A 17,842-nucleotide genomic window follows, 5' to 3' on the forward strand; every position below is an offset into this window, starting at 1 on the left:
AGGAGCTGGTTCCTTTCCTTCCTTCTCGCCTACCGGGTTAGCTGACGGGTTCGGAGCAGGAAGGTCTCCTACGGATTCCCACGCCGGGTCGCGGCACGGGCTTCCGATTCACCCCAGGGACTGCGTGGGTCCCCGGCTCCCCAGGCTCGCGCCTGACAGGGACTCGGCGATGGCTGCCCGGCGCCGCGGATGCGGCATACGGGTGACGGACAGCCGGGCCGACGCTAGGCGGGCAGACTTCCCACCACCAAGCGGACAAGGGGATTTGTCGCGCATCCCACAGGGCGAAGAGTCACTCTCTCCTGCAAAGGGGATGAAAAGGACCTGGCGAATATAAGGGAGGACCCCGGCGAATCCTTGTCCGCCGGGGTCCTCTTCGTTCTGATGTGTGCCGACGGTGCGTCAGCCGCTGACGACGGTCACCTCTCCGATGCCGAGCGCCTTCACCGGCTCCGCGATCTGGGCCGCGTCGCCCACCAGGACCGTGACCAGTCGGTCCACCGGGAAGGCGTTGACCACGGCCGCGGTCGCCTCCACGGTGCCCGTCTCGGCGAGGCGGGCGTAGAGCTGGGCCTGGTAGTCGTCGGGCAGGTGCTGCTCGACCTGGTCGGCCAGTGTGCTCGCCACCGAGGCGGCCGTCTCGAACTTCAGCGGGGCGACGCCCACCAGGTTCTGCACGGCGCTCTCGCGCTCGGCGTCGGTCAGCCCCTCGGCCGCCAGCGTCCGCAGGACCGTCCAGAGGTCCTCCAGCGCCGCGCCGGTGGACTCGGTGTCCACCGAACCGCTGATGGCGAGCATCGCCGCGCCGCCCGCGTCGGGGCCGCTGGAGCGCAGGACCTGGGCGAAGGCCCGTACGCCGTAGGTGTAGCCCTTCTCCTCGCGCAGCACCCGGTCCAGCCGGGAGGTGAGCGTGCCGCCCAGGCAGTACGTGCCGAGCACCTGCGCGGGCCACACGCGCTCGTGCCGGTCGGCGCCGATGCGGCCGATGAGCAGCTGGGTCTGGACCGCGCCGGGGCGGTCCACGATCACCACACGGCCGGTGTCGTCGGCGGTGATCGGCGGGACCGGGCGGGCCCGGCCGGCGTCGCCCGACCAGTCACCGAGGGTGTCGGCGAGCAGGGCGTCCAGGTCGATGCCGGTGAGGTCGCCGACGATCACGGCCGTCGCGGTGGCCGGGCGGATGTGGGCGTCGAAGAAGGCCCGCACGGCGGCGGCGTCGATCCGCCGCACGGTGTCCTCGGTGCCCAGCCGCGGGCGGGACATCCGGGCGGTGGCCGGGAAGAGCTCCTTGGAGAGCTGCTTGGCGGCGCGCCGGGACGGGTTGGCCTGCTCGTGCGGGATCTCGTCGAGGCGGTTGCCGACGAGCCGCTCGATCTCGCTCTCGGCGAAGGCCGGGGCGCGCAGGGCCTCGGCGACCAGGCCGAGCGCCTTGGCCAGCCGGGAGGCCGGGACCTCCAGGGAGACCCGGACGCCGGGGTGGTCGGCGCCCGCGTCCAGGGTGGCGCCGCAGCGCTCCAGCTCGGCGGCGAACTCCTCGGCGCTGTGCTTGTCGGTGCCCTCGGAGAGCGCGCGCGACATGATCGTGGCCACGCCGTCCAGGCCCTCGGGCTCGGCGTCCAACGGCGCGTCCAGGAAGATCTCCACGGCGACGACCTGCTGGCCGGGGCGGTGGCAGCGCAGCACGGTCAGCCCGTTGGGCAGGGCGCCGCGCTCGGGCGCGGGGAACGCCCACGGCCGGGCGGTGCCCGGGGTCGGCTGCGGGTGGTACTCCATGGCTACTCCAGTCACGGCGGCGTCGCTCACTTGTCCGCCCCCTCGGGCTCGTCGGTGCCTTCGGCCTCGTCGGCCGGCTCGATGGGCTCGTAGACCAGCACCGCCCGGTTGTCGGGGCGCAGGGCCGCCCGGGCCGCCTCGCGCACCTCGTCCGCGGTGATGTCCAGGACGCGTCCCACCGCACTCAGAGCGAGCTGCGGGTCGCCGAACAGGACCGCGTAACGGCACAGTTCGTCGGCGCGGCCCGCGACCGTCCCCAGCCGGTCCAGCCACTCGCGCTCCAACTGGGCCTGGGCGCGCTCCATCTCCTCCGGGGTGGGGCCCTCCTCGGCGAACCGGGCCAGCTCCTCGTCGACCGCGGTCTCGATCTGCTCCACCTCGACCCCGCCGGAGGTCTTCACGTCCAGCCAGCCCAGCGAGGGCGCCCCGGCGAGCCGCAGCAGCCCGAAGCCGGCCGCCACCGCCGTACGGTCGCGGCGGACCAGCCGGTTGTGCAGCCGGGAGGACTCGCCGCCGCCCAGCACGGTCAGCGCCAGGTCGGCCGCGTCACAGGCGCGGGTGCCGTCGTGCGGGAGACGGTAGGCGGCCATGAGCGCGCGCGCCGGGACCTCCTCGTGGATCACTTCGCGCAGCTGCTCGCCGATGGTCTCGGGCAGGGTGCCGTCGCGCGGCGAGCGCTTGCCGTCGTGGGACGGGATGGAGCCGAAGTACTTCTCGACCCAGGCCAGGGTCTGCTCGGGGTCGATGTCCCCGACGATCGAGAGCACCGCGTTGTTGGGCGCGTAGTACGTACGGAAGAACGCGCGGGCGTCCTCCAGGGTCGCCGCGTCCAGGTCGGCCATGGAGCCGATCGGGGTGTGGTGGTACGGGTGGCCCTCGGGGTAGGCGAGGGCGGTGAGCTTCTCGAACGCGGTGCCGTAGGGCACGTTGTCGTAGCGCTGGCGCCGTTCGTTCTTGACGACGTCGCGCTGGTTCTCCATGGACTCCTCGTCGAGCGCGGCGAGGAGGGAGCCCATACGGTCGGCTTCCAGCCAGAGGGCGAGCTCCACCTGATGGGTGGGCATGGTCTCGAAGTAGTTGGTCCGCTCGAAGCTGGTCGTCCCGTTGAGCGAGCCGCCGGCCCCCTGGACGAGCTCGAAGTGACCGTTCCCCTTGACCTGTCCCGAGCCCTGGAACATCAGGTGCTCGAAGAGATGAGCCAGACCGGTGCGTCCCTTGACCTCGTGGCGCGAGCCGACGTCGTACCAGAGGCAGACCGCGGCGACCGGGGTCAGATGGTCCTCGGAGAGCACCACACGCAGGCCGTTGGCCAGGCGGTGCTCGGTCGCTGTCAAGCCGCCGGAGCCGGCCTGTGCTGTGGCCGTGTGACCCATGGGCATGTACGTCCCTTCGATCGCGATACTGGACTTCCTGCCAGACCTGCCACTCTAAGCAAGCGCACCGGCACCTGGCGAAGTTCCCGTTCCGCCGAAGTTTCCGTCGATGGTGTCGTAGGTGCCGTCGGGGCCGGCCTCCCCCGGACCGCTTCGGACGGGTCGAGGTCGGCGTTGTCGGTGCGGCGGTCCACAATGGTCCGCGTCAGTAGCTCGACTTGTCAGCTCGTGTCGCCCCGAACAAGCTCGTGTCGTGCCGAACAAGCTCAGGTTGTCCGAACAGAATCCGTGAAGGAGTCGCAGCCGCGATGGCCCGCCGTAGCACGAAGACCCCGCCGCCGGACGACTTCGAGGAGAAGATCCTCGACATCGACGTCGTCGACGAAATGCAGGGCTCCTTCCTCGAGTACGCGTACTCGGTGATCTACTCCAGGGCCCTGCCCGACGCCCGCGACGGCATGAAGCCGGTGCACCGGCGCATCGTCTCCCAGATGAACGAGATGGGACTGCGTCCCGACCGCGGCTATGTGAAGTGCGCGCGCGTCGTCGGCGAGGTCATGGGCAAGCTGCACCCCCACGGTGACGCGTCGATCTACGACGCCCTGGTGCGGATGGCACAGCCCTTCTCGATGCGGCTGCCCCTGGTCGACGGCCACGGCAACTTCGGCTCCCTCGGCAACGACGACCCGCCGGCCGCCATGCGGTACACCGAGTGCCGGATGGCCGACGCCACGTCACTGATGACCGAGGCGATCGACGAGGACACCGTCGACTTCCAGTCGAACTACGACGGCCAGGAGCGCGAGCCGGTCGTCCTCCCGGCGGCCTACCCCAACCTCCTGGTCAACGGCGTCTCGGGGATCGCGGTCGGCATGGCGACCAACATGCCCCCGCACAACCTGGGCGAGGTCATCGCCGCCGCCCGCCACCTGATCAAGCACCCGGGCGCCGACGTCGAGACGCTGATGCGTTTCGTCCCCGGACCCGACCTGCCCACCGGCGGCCGCATCGTCGGGCTCAACGGCATCAAGGACGCGTACACGGGGGGCCGCGGCACGTTCAAGATCCGCGCCACCGTCGCCGTGGAGAACGTGACGGCGCGCCGCAAGGGCCTCGTCGTCACCGAACTGCCCTTCACCGTCGGCCCGGAGAAGGTGATCGCCAAGATCAAGGACCTGGTCTCGGCGAAGAAGCTCCAGGGTATCGCCGACGTCAAGGACCTCACCGACCGCGCGCACGGCCTGCGTCTGGTCATCGAGGTGAAGAACGGCTTCGTGCCGGAGGCGGTGCTGGAGCAGCTCTACAAGCTGACGCCGATGGAGGAGTCCTTCGGCATCAACAACGTGGCACTGGTCGACGGCCAGCCGCTCACCCTGGGCCTCAAGGAGCTGCTGGAGGTCTATCTCGACCATCGCTTCGAGGTGGTGCGCCGGCGCAGCGAGTTCCGCCGCACCAAGCGCCGCGACCGGCTGCACCTGGTCGAGGGGCTGATCGTCGCCCTGCTCGACATCGACGAGGTCATCCGGATCATCCGGGACAGCGACAACTCGGCGCAGGCGAAGGAGCGCCTGATGGCGCACTTCGCGCTGAGCGAGATCCAGACCCAGTACATCCTGGACACCCCGCTGCGCCGGCTCACCCGCTTCGACCGGATCGAGCTGGAGAGCGAGCGCGACAGGCTCAACGGCGAGATCGAGGCGCTGACCGCGATCCTGGAGTCGGACGCGGAGCTGCGCAAGCTGGTCTCCACCGAGCTGGCGGCGGTGGCGAAGAAGTTCGGCACGGACCGGCGCACGGTGCTGCTGGAGTCGGCGGGTTCGCAGATCGCCTCCGTACCGCTGGAGGTCGCCGACGACCCGTGCCGGGTGCTGCTCTCCTCGACGGGTCTGCTGGCCCGGACGGCCAACGCGGAGCCGGTCGAGATCTCCGAGGACGCCCGGCGGACCAAGCACGACGTGATCGTCTCGGCGGTCGCGGCGACGGCGCGCGGCGATGTGGGGGCGGTGACCTCCACCGGGCGGCTGCTGCGGCTCTCCGTGATCGACCTGCCGCAGCTGCCGGACACCCACGCGGAGCCCAACCTCTCGGGCGGGGCGATGATTTCGGAGTTCCTCAACCTGGAGGCGGACGAGGAGCTGATCTGCCTCACGACCCTCGACGAGGCGTCGCCGGGGCTGGCGATCGGCACGCTCCAGGGTGTGGTGAAGCGCGTGGTGCCGGACTATCCGGCCAACAAGGACGAGCTGGAGGTCATCACCCTCAGGGCGGGTGACCGCGTCGTGGGCGCGACCGAGCTGCGTACGGGCGATGAGGACCTGGTCTTCATCACCTCCGACGCCCAGCTCCTGCGCTATCCGGCGGCCTCGGTGCGTCCGCAGGGGCGGGCCGCCGGGGGCATGGCGGGCGTCAAGGTGGCGGCGGGGGCCGAGGTGCTGTCGTTCACGGCGGTCGATCCGGCGGTGGACGCGATCGTGTTCACGGTGGCCGGTTCGCACGGGACGCTGGACGACTCGGTGCTGACCTCGAAGCTCACGCCGTTCGACCAGTATCCGCGCAAGGGCCGGGCGACCGGCGGGGTGCGCTGCCAGCGGTTCCTGAAGGGGGAGGACGTCCTGGTCTTCGCCTGGGCGGGCGCCACTCCGGCCCGCGCCGCCCAGAAGAACGGCACCCCGGCGAAGCTGCCGGAGCCGGACCCGCGGCGCGACGGCTCGGGCACGCCGCTGCTCCAGCCGGTGGCCGTGATCGCGGGACCGCCGCTGTAGGCGGGTCCAGGACGCCCACGGGGAGCGGCCGGGAGGGTTACGCCTCCGCGGCCGCCTCCCGCGCGTGTTCCGGCGCCGGCTCCGCCTCCTGTACGTACCGGAGCACGCCCCACATGCCGCGTTCGGCGTCAGGGGTGTCGAGGCCGTCGGCGGCCCGCACCGATTCCCGGTCGTCGGCCCGGCAGGCTGCGAGCGCGGTCCGCAGCGCCTCGGCGTCGACGCCCGCGCCGATCAGGACGAGCTGGGTGAGCCGCTGTTCACCCCGTGCCCACGGCTGCGGCACGAAGCGCAGGAACCGGCCGACCGCGTGCAGCGCGTACTTGTTGTCCCGGTCCCCCGCGCCGAAGTCCGCGAACCCCTTGATCCGGTAGAGGCCCTCGGGCCGGGAGTCGAGGAACGCCATGAAGCGGCGTGGGTCCATCGGGATGTCCGCGGTGAAGTCGACGCTCTCGTACGCCGCGTGCAGATGGTTCCCGTGTCCGTCGTCGTGGCCGTCGCACTCCTCCTCCCGCAGCAGGTCCTCGAAGGTGAGCTGACGGACCTTCTCCTCGCCGTCCGGCCGCAGCGCGGGATCGAAGAGCAGCTCGGGGTCGATCCGGCCGTGCACGGCGGAGATGACGGCGGCGGGCCCGCTCAGCGCCGCGACGGTCCCGCGCAGCCGGTCCCGCTCGGCCTCCCCCACCCGGTCGGTCTTGTTCAGGACGACGAGGTCGGCGACGGCGAGATGGCGGTCGATCTCCGGGTGGCGCTTGCGGGTCCCGTCGAACTCGGCGGCGTCGACGACCTCGACCAGACCGCCGTACAGGATGTGCGGGTTCTCGCTGGCCAGCAGCATCCGTACGAGCTCCTGGGGTTCGGCGAGGCCGCTCGCCTCGATGACGATCACGTCCAGCCGCGCGGAGGGGCGGGTGAGCGTCTCCAGGAAGGTGTCGAGTTCGCTCGCGTCGACCGCGCAGCACAGGCAGCCGTTGCCCAGGGAGACCGTCGAGCCGACCTGCCCCGCGACGGTCATGGCGTCGATCTCGATGGACCCGAAGTCGTTGACGATCACGCCGATCCGGGTGCCCGCGCGGTTGCGGAGGAGGTGGTTCAGGAGCGTGGTCTTGCCTGATCCGAGAAAGCCCGCCAGGACGAGGACCGGGATCTGCTGGGTGCGGGGCGGGGTCAACGGGGGCCTTCCTCGGTGGGCGGTCAGGGTGCGGGAACCGGCTGCGGCGGCGGTGTGCCGACGTGACGGGCCGCGGGGCGGATGATCTTCGAGTCCGCCGCCTGCTCCAGGATATTGGCGCTCCACCCGATCACCCGCGCCGCGGCGAAGGTGGGCGTGAACATGGCGCGCGGCAGCCCGCAGAGCTCCATGACGACCCCGGCGTAGAACTCCACGTCGGTCCGGGGTCCGGCGGACGCCCCGGCCCGCGCCGTCCTGGACGCCGCCCTGGTGCTCCTGATCGACCACGACCTCGCCGCCTCCACCCTGGCCGCCCGGGTCGCCGCCTCGGCGCACGCCCACCCCTACGCCGTGGTCTCCGCGGGCCTCGGGGTCTTGGAGGGTCCGCTGCACGGCGCCGCGAGCGGGTCGGCCCACCGGATGCTCCAGGAGGCCGTGGACCGGGGCGGCGCGGTCCCCGTGGTCGCCGACCAGCCGCGGACCGGGCGCCGGGTGCCGGGGCTGGGCCACCGGCTGTACCAGGGCGAGGACCCGCGGGCCCGGACCCTGTTCGCCCTGCCGGAGGACGTACCGCAGGCGGCCGGGGCGCTGGCGGCGGCCCGTGAGGTGGTCGGCACGACGGCCCGCCACGTGCCCCTGCACGCCAACATCGACCTGGCGCTCGCCGTCCTCTCGGTCTCCTGCGGGATGGCGGCGGAGGCGGGCGAGACGGTGTTCGCGGTCTCCCGCACGGCGGGCTGGATCGCGCACGCGCCGGAGGAGTACGGGGTGCGTCCGCTGCGGATCCGGCCGAGCGGGCAGCACACCGGCGCCCGGCCGCCACAGCCGCTGCCCGCCCCACCGGTCCGGACCAAGGAGCGGGCAGCGCAAATTAGCTACGAATCAGAGGGAATTCTCGCGCGGCGGCTGGGCGGTGGATCCGCGCACCACCAGTTCCGGTTCGAAGAGCAGCTCGTCCGACGGCACGGTCCGCCCGCCGATCTGTACCGACAGCAGCTCCACGGCCGCCCGGCCCATGGCCTCGATGGGCTGGCGGACGGTGGTCAGCGGCGGCTCGGTGCAGTTCATGAACGCCGAGTCGTCGTACCCCACGACCGATACGTCGTGGGGCACCGAGAGCCCGCGGCGGCGGGCGGCCCGGACCGCGCCCAGGGCGAGCGGGTCACTGGCGCAGATGATGCCGGTGACGCCCCGCTCCAGCAGCCGCGTGGCGGCGGCCTGCCCGCCCTCCAGCGAGAACATCGCCCGCGCCACCCACTCGTCGGGGATGCTCGTGCCGGTCTCGTCGGCGAGCACCCGGGCGGCGGCGAGCTTGCGTTGCGAGGGCACGTGGTCGGAGGGGCCGAGGACGAGGCCGATGCGCTCGTGGCCCAGCGAGACGAGGTGGCGCCAGGCCTGCTCGACGGCGACGGAGTCGTCGCAGGAGACGCCCGGGAAGCCGAGACGGTCGATGGCCGCGTTGATCAGCACGACGGGGATCTTGCGGTCGGCGAGCACCTTGTAATGGTCGTGCGGGGCGTCCTCCTGGTGGTACAGGCCGCCCGCGAAGACCACACCGGAGACCTGCTGCTGGAGGAGGAGCTCGACGTAGTCGGCCTCCGAGACGCCTCCCTTGGTCTGGGTGCACAGCACCGGGGTGAGCCCCTGCTGGGCGAGTGCGCCGCCGACCACTTCGGCGAAGGCCGGGAAGATCGGGTTCTGCAGCTCGGGCAGGACGAGCCCGACCAGCCGGGCCCGCTCCCCCCGCAACTGGGTGGGCCGCTCGTAGCCGAGAACGTCCAGCGCGGAGAGGACGGCCTGCCTGGTGGCGTCGGAGACGCCCGGCTTACCGTTCAGCACCCGGCTGACCGTCGCCTCGCTGACTCCCACCTTCTGGGCCACCTGAGCAAGTCGTCGCGCCATGAGTGCAAGATTAGCGCAAGAAGTGCAAGCAGATTGCGCTCCTGACGAACTCCCCGCAACGCTCCCGGACCGCCCGTAGGAGAACGCTCACAGAAGGCGCGCCACCGGGCAAGGGGTGGACGAGATCCCCTCCCTTGTGCCTCCAGGCCCGCTCAGGGATTTCCGCGCGGCCCCCGCGCCCTTTACCGTCTCTACGATGAACGCCCCACCGATCTCCGACCGGGGACCGCGACGGTTCGGCTGGCCGCAGCGGGTCTTCTCCCAGGTCCTGCTGATGCAGCTGGCCATCATCACGGGCGTCACCGTGCTGGTCACCGGTCTTTTCCTGGCCCCCTTCAGCGCCCAGCTCGACGACGAGGCGATGCGCCGCGCACTGGCCATCGCCCAGAGCACGGCCGCCCAGCCGGGCATCGCGGAGGACCTGCGCACCACGGAGCCGTCCGCGCTCGGCCCCGTACAGTCCGCCGCCGAGCGGATCCGGCGGTCCACCGGCGCGGAGTACGTCGTGGTCATGGACCGCCGGGGCGTGCGCTGGTCGCACCCGGAGAGCGACCGGATCGGCGATGTGGTCTCCACCGACCCCGGGAAGGCGCTCCGCGGCCGGGAGGTCATGGAGATCGACAGCGGCACCCTCGGCCGCTCCGCCCGGGGCAAGGTGCCGCTGCTCGGCGTCTCCGGCGAGGTGACCGGTGCCGTCTCGGTCGGGATCGAGTACGACAGCGTCCGCGCCCGCCTGCTGGGGGCGATCCCGGAGCTCCTCGCGTACGCGGGCGGGGCCCTGGCCGTCGGCGCGCTCGCCGCGTACCTGATCTCCCGCCGGCTCCAACGCCAGACCCATGACCTGGCGTTCTCCGACATCTCCGCGCTGCTGACCGAGCGCGAGGCGATGCTGCACTCGATCCGCGAAGGGGTGGTCGCGCTCGACGGCACGGGCCGCATCCGGCTGCTGAACGACGAGGCCCAGCGGCTGCTCGGCCTCGGCCCCGAGGCGGCGGGCCGGCCGCTGGAGGCGGTGCTGGACGGCGGCCGGACCGCGGATGTGCTGGCGGGCCGGGTGCGGGGCGAGGACCTGCTGGCCGTCCAGGGCAGCCGGGTGCTCCTGGCCAACCGGATGGAGACGGACGACGGCGGGGCCGTGGTGACCCTGCGCGACCGGACCGAACTCGAACACCTCGGCCGGGAGCTCGACTCCACCACCGGGCTGATCGACGCGCTGCGCGCCCAGGACCACGAGCACGCCAACCGGCTCCACACCCTGCTGGGCCTGCTGGAGCTGGAGATGCACGAGGACGCCATGCAGTTCGTCACGGAGGTGGTGGGCGTCCACCGGGCGACGGCGGAGCAGGTCACCGAGAAGGTGCGGGATCCGCTGCTGGCCGCCCTGCTCGTCGGCAAGGCGACGGTGGCCGCCGAGCGCGGTGTCTCGCTGCGGCTGGCGCCCGGCACGCTGCTGCCGGACCGGGTGGTCGACCCGCGCGGCCTGGTCACGGTGGTCGGCAACCTCGTCGACAACGCCACGGACGCGGCGGCCGGGTCGGGGGACGCCCGGATCGAGGTCGGTCTGCGGGCCGAGGGCCGTACGGTGGTGCTACGGGTACGGGACAGCGGCCCCGGGATCGCCCCCGAGCAGTACGCGTCGATCTTCACCGAGGGCTGGTCCACCAAGGACCTCCCCGCGCACGGCAAGCGGGGCCTCGGGCTCCCGCTGGTCCGCAGGCTCGCGGAGCGGCAGGGCGGCGGCGTGACCGTCGCCGGGGCCGACGGGGGCGGTGCGGTGTTCACCGTCGTCCTCCCGGAGGCGCTGGCCGAGCCGGACCCGGCCACGACGGCGCGGGCGGCCGCGACACTTCCGGACACGACACTTCCGGCCACGACGGGAGAGAACCGGTGATCCAGGTCCTGATCGTGGACGACGACGTCCGGGTGGCGGGGATCAACGCGGCGTACGTCGCCAAGGTCGCCGGATTCCGGGTGGCCGCGCAGGCGCACTCGGCGGCCCGGGCGCTGGCCGTGGTCGAGGAGGTGCCCGTCGACCTGATCCTGCTGGACCACTACCTCCCGGACCGCAACGGCCTCGCCGTCGTGCGGGAGTTGCGCCGCCTGGGCCGTCAGGTCGACGTGATCATGGTGACCGCCGCCCGCGACGTGGCCACCGTGCAGGAAGCCATGCGGCACGGCGCGCTCCAGTACCTGGTCAAGCCGTTCACGTACGCCGGTCTGCGCACGAAGCTGGAGGCGTACGCGGCGCTGCGCCACACGCTCGACGGCGGCGGCGAGGCCGAGCAGGCGGAGGTCGACCGGCTCTTCGGCGCCCTGTGGGCGGCGGGCGAGCCTGACCTGCCCAAGGGCCACTCCCCCAGCACCGCGGAACTGGTCCGGCGGGCGCTGCGCGACGCGGACGGCCCGCTCTCCGCGCAGGAGATCGCGGAGAGCGCGGGGATGAGCCGGCAGACGGCACAGCGCTATCTGAAGCTGCTGGAGCGGACCGGCAAGGTCCGGTTGACCCTGCGGTACGGCGAGACGGGCCGCCCGGAGCACCGCTACGCCTGGGCCTAGGGCCTGTCCGGCGGATCAGGGCCGGATCCGGTCGGGATCCGCCGGACACGCCCTGAGGCCTGTCGGTCAGACCGCCCCCGCCCCCGTGAGGGACCGGACCTCGCTCTCGGCGTGCTTGGCCGCGTCCGACGCCTCGCGCGAGGTGACCGTCCCGAGCCAGCCCGCCAGGAAGCCGAGCGGGATCGAGACGAGCCCGGGGTTCTCCAGCGGGAAGAGCTGGAAGTCGACGCCCGGGAACAGGGACGTGGGGCTGCCCGAGACGACGGGTGAGACCAGGACCAGGACGACGGCGGGGACGAGGCCGCCGTACACCGCCCAGACGGCTCCCCGGGTGGTGAAGTTCCGCCAGAACAGGGAGTAGAGCAGGGCCGGCAGGTTCGCCGACGCCGCCACGGCGAAGGCGAGGCCGACCAGGAAGGCCACGTTCAGGTTCTGGGCGAGCAGGCCGAGCCCGATGGCGACCGCCCCGATCCCGGCGGCGGCGACCCGGGCGACGGCCACTTCGCCGTACTGCCTGCGGCCCGGGCGGCGGAACGAGGCGTAGAGGTCGTGGGCGACGGAGGCCGAGGAGGCGAGCGTGATGCCCGCGACGACGGCCAGGATGGTGGCGAAGGCGATGGCGGCGACGACGGCGAAGAGAACCGCTCCGCCGGTGGAGCCCTCACCGCCGCCGAGCACCAGGGCGAGCAGGGGGACGGCGGTGTTCCCCGCCGCGTTGGAGGCCCGGACATCGGCGGACCCGACGAGGGCGGCGGCACCGAAGCCGAGCACGATCGTCATCAGGTAGAAGCTGCCGATCAGGCCGATGGACCAGACGACCGACCGGCGCGCGGCGCGGGCGGTGGGCACGGTGTAGAAGCGCGACAGGATGTGCGGCAGCCCCGCCGTGCCGAGGACGAGGGCCACACCCAGGCTGATGAAGTCGAAGCGTGAGGTCCAGTCGTCGCCGTAACGCAGGCCGGGGGCGAGGAAGTCCTTGCCGTGGCCGCTGCGTTCGGCCGCGGTGTTCAGCAGGCTGTTGACGTCGCCGCGGAAGTGGACCAGGACGAGCACGGTGAGGGCGACGGCTCCGCCCATCAGCAGCACGGCCTTGACGATCTGGATCCAGGTGGTGGCGCGCATCCCGCCGAAGGACACGTAGATCACCATCAGCGCTCCGACACCGACCACGGTCCAGGACCGGGCCGCGTCGCTCGTCCCGCCGAGCAGCAGGGCCATTAGGGACCCCGCGCCGACCATCTGAGCGACGAGGTAGAGCACGGAGACGGTGACGGACGAGGTGCCGAGCGCGGTGCGCACCGGCCGCTCCGCCAGGCGGGCGGCGACCACGTCGGCGAGGGTGAACCGGCCGCAGTTGCGGACGAGTTCGGCGACGAGCAGCAGAACCACCAGCCAGGCCACCAGGAAGCCGACCGAGTAGAGCATGCCGTCGTAGCCGAACAGGGCGATCAGCCCGGAGATGCCGAGGAAGGAGGCGGCCGACATGTAGTCGCCGGCGATGGCGAAACCGTTCTCCATCGGCGAGAACAGGCGTCCTCCGGCGTAGAACTCCTCGGCGGAGCCCTGCCGGTTGCGGCTGACCCAGGTGGTGATGAAGAGCGTCACCGCGATGAACGCGCAGAACAGCAGCAGGGCGAGTGTCTGGTGGTCGCCTCTCACCATACGGTCCCTCCCACCGACTGCCCCGTCAGCCCTCGCGTCATCTCCTGGGTGTCCCACCGCAGATCGAGCGCGGCCCGGTCCCTGCGCAGCCGTGCGTGGCGTGCGTACGCCCAGGTCAGGAGGAAGGTGGTGAGGAACTGGCCGAGGCCCGCCAGCATCGCCACGTTGACCGCGCCGACCAGCGGGCGGGCCATCAGCGCGGGTGCCGTGGTCGCCGCGACGACATAGGCGAGGTACCAGAGGAGAAAGGCGAGGGCGGCGGGCACCACGAATCGGCGGTACCGGCGGCGCACCTCGCGGAAGGCCGGGCTGCGGTGCACCTCCAGGTAGATCTCGGCCGCGCTCGGCGCGGGCCGCGGCTCACCGGGGCGCGGTGGGCCGTCGGCCGCCGTGCCCGTCGCCCCGTCCGCCTCGCCCCGGCCCGCGGCCGGGGCCTCGTACCACGGGTCGTCGAGCCGCACTCCCGCGGCCGTCGGCCCTGCTTCCTTCTCCACCGGGCAACTCCCTTGTCCGCGGACCTTGTCGGCCGCGTGGCCCACCATGGGCGGTGCGGGAGGATCCCAGGCGTGTCATTCGCCCGAATTCACCTCTTCAGGTGACAGCAGTGCCGGACGGCTGCGCGAGCCCCCGAACGTACGCGGCCCCCGCCCCCCGGTCGTCCGGGGAGCGGGGGCGAGCGGTCACGCGGGTCAGGCGTCGATGCGCGAACGGTCCAGGGTCGCCGCCGAGCTGGTGATGAATTCCTTGCGGGGCGCGACCTCGTTGCCCATCAGGAGGTCGAAGACCTGCTCGGAGGATTCCAGGTCGCCGATGTTGATCCGGCGCAGCGTGCGGTGGCGCGGGTCCATCGTGGTCTCGGCCAGCTGGTCGGCGTCCATCTCGCCCAGGCCCTTGTAGCGCTGGATGGACTCCTTGATCCGGACGTTCTTGCGCTGGAACTCCAGCAGGGTCTGGCGCAGCTCGTTGTCCGAGTACGTGTAGACGTACTTGTCCTGGCCCTTCTTGGGCTGGACCAGCTCGATCCGGTGCAGCGGGGGCACCGCCGCGAAGACCCGCCCGGCCTCGACCATCGGGCGCATGTAGCGCTGGAAGAGGGTCAGCAGCAGGGTGCGGATGTGGGAGCCGTCGACATCGGCGTCGGTCATCATGATGACCTTGCCGTAGCGGGCGGCGTCGATGTCGAAGGTCCGCCCGGACCCGGCTCCTATGACCTGGATGATGGCGCCGCACTCGGCGTTCTTCAGCATGTCCGAGACGGACGACTTCTGGACGTTGAGGATCTTGCCGCGGATCGGCAGCAGCGCCTGGAACTCACTGTTCCGGGCCAGCTTGGCGGTGCCGAGCGCCGAGTCGCCCTCGACGATGAACAGCTCGCTGCGCTCGACGTCGTCGCTGCGGCAGTCGGCGAGCTTGGCCGGCAGCGAGGAGGACTCCAGCGCGGTCTTGCGGCGCTGGGCGTCCTTGTGCTGGCGGGCCGCGATCCGCGTACGGGCGGCCGCGACGGCCTTCTCCAGGACCGCCCGGGCCTGGGCCTTGGCGTCCCGCTTGGTGGAGGTCAGGAAGGCCTTCAGCTCCTTGGCGACCACGGCCGCGACGATCCGGTTGGCCGCCGAGGTGCCGAGCACCTCCTTGGTCTGCCCTTCGAACTGCGGCTCCGCCAGCCGTACGGTGACGACGGCGGTGAGCCCTTCGAGGGCGTCGTCCTTGACCACGTCGTCCTCGGCGACCCGCAGCAGCTTCTGGGAGCGGAGCGCTTCGTTCACCGTCTTGGTGAGGGAGCGCTCGAAACCGCTGACGTGGGTGCCGCCCTTGGGGGTGGCGATGATGTTGACGAAGGACTTGACGGTGGCGTCGTAACCGGTGCCCCAGCGCAGCGCGATGTCGACGCCGAGCTCCCGGGTGACCTCGGTCGCGGTCATGTGGCCGCGGTCGTCGAGGACCGGGACGGTCTCCTTGAACGTGCCCGTGCCGGTCAGTCGCTGGACGTCGCAGACGGCCTTGTCCTGCGCCAGGTACTCGCAGAACTCGCTGATGCCGCCGTCGAAGCGGAACGTCCCCTCGGTCTTGCCCTCGCCGTCGAGCCCCCGCTCGTCGCGGACGACGATGGTGAGGCCGGGGACGAGGAAGGCGGTCTGGCGGGCCCGCTGGTAGAGCGTCTCCAGGTTGAGCTTGGCGTCCTTGAGGAAGATCTGCCGGTCCGCCCAGTACCTGACCCGGGTACCGGTACGGGTCTTCGGGACCCGCTTCCCCTTACGCAGCCCGTTGGCCGGGTCGAAGGGGCTGTCGGGGCCCTGCTCGGTGAACATGCCCGGGACGCCGCGCCGGAAGCTGATGGAGTGGGTCGCGCTGTTGCGGTCGACCTCGACGTCCAGCCGGGCGGAGAGGGCGTTGACCACGGAGGCGCCGACGCCGTGGAGGCCGCCGGACGCCGCGTAGGAGCCGCCGCCGAACTTGCCTCCGGCGTGCAGCTTGGTCATGACGACCTCGATGCCGGAGAGCCCGGTCTTGGGCTCCACGTCCACCGGGATGCCGCGGCCGTTGTCCCGGACCTCCACGGAGGCGTCGTCGTGGAGGATGACCTCGATCTGGTCGCAGTGACCGCCCAGGGCCTCGTCGACGGAGTTGTCGATGATCTCCCAGAGGCAGTGCATGAGCCCGCGGCTGTCGGTGGACCCGATGTACATCCCGGGGCGCTTGCGGACCGCCTCGAGCCCTTCGAGGACGAGAAGGTGCCGCGCGGTGTAGTTGGAGCTGTCCCGGTCGCCGCCTGCTGCGGTCAGCATCGCGGTGGACGGCACGGACGTTTCGGCGGTCACGCGGTTCGCTCCTCGCTGAATTTCATCTGGGCCTCATGTGGGTATCACGATCGGCTTCGGTTGCCGCTGAGAGCCTACAGAGGCCTGGTAGAGCGGTTGTAACGCCACCCTCGGGGAATCCTCATGCTAGTCGAGCCCCATCCGGGCTCGCATGCATGTTCGATCATTCGTCGGAGTGACGTGCACATCACGTTCCCTTCGAGGCATGAACCATTTAGGCTCCGGGCACGTCCTCATGAACAAACCGGCAAGCCGGCCGACGGGACCCACCCCCGAGACAAGCAACGCGAAACCGTAGCGCTCCGCATACGGCACATTCGCCGCCAACCGGCAACTGACAGCCATCCCGAGAAGAAGTTTCGAAGAAAAGCCACGAGCGGGAACGTTTTCGGCCTGGTTGGATGTTGACCCTGGTACGACAGCTCGTCGAGCTAGAGAAGAGGCGACGTGACTACTGTTCTGACCCCCGCGAGCCCGCTGACCGCGGCAGACCGCTGTGACCGTTGCGGCGCCCAGGCCTATCTGCGCGTCGTCCTGATCAGTGGCGGTGAACTGCTCTTCTGCGCCCACCACGGGCGCAAGTTCGAGCCGGAACTCAAGAAGATCGCCGCGGAAATACAGGATGAGACGGATCGGCTCACCGCCGTACCGGCGACCGCAGCCGACGAGGAACAACACTGACACCTCGCATCCACGACGAGCCAGGGGCCGGTCCAGGACCGGCCGACGGGCGGCACCTCCACCAGGAGGTGCCGCCCGTTCTCGTCTCCGCGGGGTCCCGCGCCGGCCGCCTCCCAGCGGCTCAGGACGGGCACCCGCACATCGCTCTCCCAGCGGCTCAGAGGCGGCCCGCGGCCCAGTCCACGACGGCGGAGACCCGGGTGTACACCCCGGGGCTGCCCGCGCGCCCGCAGCCGCTCCCCCACGACACCAGGCCGATGAGCCGCCCCCGGGCCACCAGCGGCCCCCCGCTGTCGCCCTGGCACGCGTCCCGCCCCCCGGCCGGATCGCCCGCACAGAGCATCCCCGAGGCGTCGTACGTGCCTTCCTGGCCGCCCGGGTAGGCACGGACGCACTCGCTGTCCGACAGGACCTGGACCCGGGCGGAGCGCAGCACCGAGGCGTACGTACCGCTTCCGGTGGTGTCCCCCCACCCGTAGACCGCGGCCCCCGTACCGGCCCGGTACGCCTCGTCCCCGGCCCGGGCCATCGGGATGACGCTGCTCCTGGGCAGGGCCCGGGACAGGGTCAGCACCGCGAGGTCCCCGGCGTTGGTAGCGGGGTCGTACGCCGGATTGACCCAGACCCCCCGGACCGGGATCTCCTGGCCGGCCGCGTCACTCAGCCGGTCCCGTCCCGCGATGACGCGCAGGTCCTTCACCCGGCTCACGGGTCCGCCGAGCGCCTCTTCACCCAGACAGTGGGCGACCGTCAGGATCTTCGTGGGCGCCACGGCGACACCGCCGCAGAACTGGCCCGAGCGCGCTCCTCCGAACCGGTCACGGCTCGACAGGGCCACCACCCACGGGCTGTCCGCCACAGGGGCGGGCTGTCCGCCGACGACGATGCTGTCCGCGGCCGCCGGGAGCGGTGCGGCGAGCGGCAGCACGGTGGCCGCGGCGGTCAGGGCGAAGACCCCGGTCAGGGCACGGACGACGGGACGGGGCATGAAGGCTCCTGACACTGAGGTGGCAACGGTCCACCCAGCGTGATCCAGGGTGTCCGCCTGCGCACCCCCGGACACGCCGAAGGGCCCGGCTCCCCTGGGGGATCCGGGCTCTTGGCCGCCCTTGGCCGGTGCACTCGCGTGCTACCGGGGAACCGGTGCTC

General features: G+C 71.7%; 12 protein-coding genes, 2 pseudogenes and 1 riboswitch. Of the genes and pseudogenes, 5 read left to right on the plus strand and 9 right to left on the minus strand.

The window, feature by feature from the left end; translation table 11 throughout:
- Positions 1-12: 12 nt before the first annotated feature.
- Positions 13-179: riboswitch (cyclic di-AMP (ydaO/yuaA leader) on the minus strand.
- Between the two features lie 223 nt (positions 180-402).
- Both ACIQAK_RS22515 and ACIQAK_RS22520 read right to left on the minus strand, forming a co-directional pair.
- Complete coding sequence (locus ACIQAK_RS22515; RefSeq protein WP_366390751.1) at positions 403-1,773, minus strand: pitrilysin family protein; 1,371 nt, start codon at positions 1,771-1,773, stop codon at positions 403-405.
- A 26-nt stretch (positions 1,774-1,799) separates the two neighbouring features.
- The gene (locus ACIQAK_RS22520) at positions 1,800-3,152 is read right to left on the minus strand and encodes a pitrilysin family protein (protein WP_366390683.1); all 1,353 of its coding nucleotides are present in this window, start codon (positions 3,150-3,152) and stop codon (positions 1,800-1,802) included.
- A 302-nt stretch (positions 3,153-3,454) separates the two neighbouring features.
- On the opposite strand from ACIQAK_RS22520, the gene ACIQAK_RS22525 reads away from it, so the two are divergent.
- Positions 3,455-5,908, plus strand: coding sequence for a DNA topoisomerase IV subunit A (locus ACIQAK_RS22525; RefSeq protein ID WP_366390684.1), 2,454 nt, complete (start codon positions 3,455-3,457; stop codon positions 5,906-5,908).
- 37 nt (positions 5,909-5,945) lie between these two features.
- Here ACIQAK_RS22525 and ACIQAK_RS22530 read toward each other — a convergent pair whose 3' ends face one another.
- Both ACIQAK_RS22530 and ACIQAK_RS22535 read right to left on the minus strand, forming a co-directional pair.
- Positions 5,946-7,076 carry a GTP-binding protein gene (locus ACIQAK_RS22530; protein WP_366390685.1) on the minus strand — a complete coding sequence of 377 codons (1,131 nt, stop codon included), beginning with the start codon at positions 7,074-7,076 and terminating at the stop codon, positions 5,946-5,948.
- Between the two features lie 23 nt (positions 7,077-7,099).
- A pseudogene (locus tag ACIQAK_RS22535) lies at positions 7,100-7,297 on the minus strand (citrate/2-methylcitrate synthase); the annotation flags it as partial.
- A 7-nt stretch (positions 7,298-7,304) separates the two neighbouring features.
- Between ACIQAK_RS22535 and ACIQAK_RS22540 the strand changes: the two are divergent.
- Positions 7,305-7,910: pseudogene (locus ACIQAK_RS22540) on the plus strand (citrate/2-methylcitrate synthase); the annotation flags it as partial.
- A 48-nt stretch (positions 7,911-7,958) separates the two neighbouring features.
- Here ACIQAK_RS22540 and ACIQAK_RS22545 read toward each other — a convergent pair.
- Complete coding sequence (locus ACIQAK_RS22545; protein WP_366390686.1) at positions 7,959-8,978, minus strand: LacI family DNA-binding transcriptional regulator; 1,020 nt, start codon at positions 8,976-8,978, stop codon at positions 7,959-7,961.
- Positions 8,979-9,174: 196 nt separating this feature from the next.
- On the opposite strand from ACIQAK_RS22545, the gene ACIQAK_RS22550 reads away from it, so the two are divergent.
- On the plus strand, positions 9,175-10,869 hold the full coding sequence (locus ACIQAK_RS22550) for a sensor histidine kinase (RefSeq protein WP_366390687.1): 1,695 nt from the start codon (positions 9,175-9,177) through the stop codon (positions 10,867-10,869).
- Entirely contained in the window at positions 10,866-11,534 is a 669-nt protein-coding gene (locus ACIQAK_RS22555; RefSeq protein WP_366390688.1) for a response regulator, read from the plus strand. Before ACIQAK_RS22550 ends, ACIQAK_RS22555 begins: the two co-directional genes overlap by 4 nt.
- A gap of 66 nt (positions 11,535-11,600) precedes the next feature.
- Here the strand turns inward: ACIQAK_RS22555 and ACIQAK_RS22560 are convergent, their stop codons facing one another.
- From ACIQAK_RS22560 to ACIQAK_RS22570, 3 genes are all read right to left on the minus strand, one after another.
- A complete protein-coding gene (locus ACIQAK_RS22560) occupies positions 11,601-13,193 on the minus strand; it encodes a cation acetate symporter (protein WP_366390752.1) in 1,593 nt (530 codons plus the stop codon).
- Positions 13,190-13,657 (minus strand): DUF485 domain-containing protein, encoded by a 468-nt coding sequence (locus tag ACIQAK_RS22565; RefSeq protein ID WP_366390753.1) that lies wholly within the window; start codon positions 13,655-13,657, stop codon positions 13,190-13,192. Before ACIQAK_RS22565 ends, ACIQAK_RS22560 begins: the two co-directional genes overlap by 4 nt.
- A 228-nt stretch (positions 13,658-13,885) precedes the next feature.
- Positions 13,886-16,012 (minus strand): DNA topoisomerase IV subunit B, encoded by a 2,127-nt coding sequence (locus tag ACIQAK_RS22570; RefSeq protein WP_366390689.1) that lies wholly within the window; start codon positions 16,010-16,012, stop codon positions 13,886-13,888.
- A gap of 447 nt (positions 16,013-16,459) precedes the next feature.
- Between ACIQAK_RS22570 and ACIQAK_RS22575 the strand changes: the two genes are divergently transcribed.
- Complete coding sequence (locus tag ACIQAK_RS22575) at positions 16,460-16,693, plus strand: hypothetical protein (RefSeq protein ID WP_366390690.1); 234 nt, start codon at positions 16,460-16,462, stop codon at positions 16,691-16,693.
- A gap of 157 nt (positions 16,694-16,850) precedes the next feature.
- Here the strand turns inward: ACIQAK_RS22575 and ACIQAK_RS22580 are convergent, their stop codons facing one another.
- A complete protein-coding gene (locus ACIQAK_RS22580) occupies positions 16,851-17,681 on the minus strand; it encodes a serine protease (RefSeq protein WP_366390691.1) in 831 nt (276 codons plus the stop codon).
- Positions 17,682-17,842: the final 161 nt, after the last annotated feature.

It is taken from the genome of Streptomyces sp. NPDC088706 (genome assembly GCF_044752765.1).
GTDB lineage: Bacteria > Actinomycetota > Actinomycetes > Streptomycetales > Streptomycetaceae > Streptomyces.